Origin of the sequence: Rhodobacter flavimaris (assembly GCF_021378075.1) — a bacterium.
Taxonomy (GTDB): domain Bacteria; phylum Pseudomonadota; class Alphaproteobacteria; order Rhodobacterales; family Rhodobacteraceae; genus Rhodobacter; species Rhodobacter flavimaris.
Window position 1 is genome coordinate 1 of sequence record NZ_JAJUOS010000044.1, and the last position, 465, is coordinate 465.

Below are 465 nucleotides of genomic sequence, written 5' to 3' on the forward strand. Positions count from 1 at the left end.
TTTGGTGGATGCCTTGGGTCTGAAAGTCGATGAAGGACGCGATTACCTGCGATAAGCTTCGTGGAGTTGGAAATAAACTATGATACGGAGATTTCCGAATGGGGTAACCTAACTGAGCAAACCTCAGTTGCATTTTGATGAATCCATAGTCAAATTAGCGAGACACGTTGCGAATTGAAACATCTTAGTAGCAACAGGAAAAGAAAATAAATAATGATTTCGTCAGTAGTGGCGAGCGAAAGCGAAAGAGCCCAAACCTGTAAAAAGGGGTTGTAGGACATCTTACATTGAGTTACAAAATTTTATGATAGTAGAAGAAGTTGGAAAGCTTCAACATAGAAGGTGATATTCCTGTATACGAAATCATAAAATCTCATAGATGTATCCTGAGTAGGGCGGGGCACGTGAAACCCTGTCTGAATCTGCCGGGACCACCCGGTAAGGCTAAATACTAATCAGACACCC

General features: G+C 41.9%; 1 rRNA gene. It reads left to right on the forward strand.

From position 1 onward, the window contains the following. A 23S ribosomal RNA gene (locus tag LZA78_RS18100) occupies positions 1-465 on the forward strand; the annotation flags it as partial.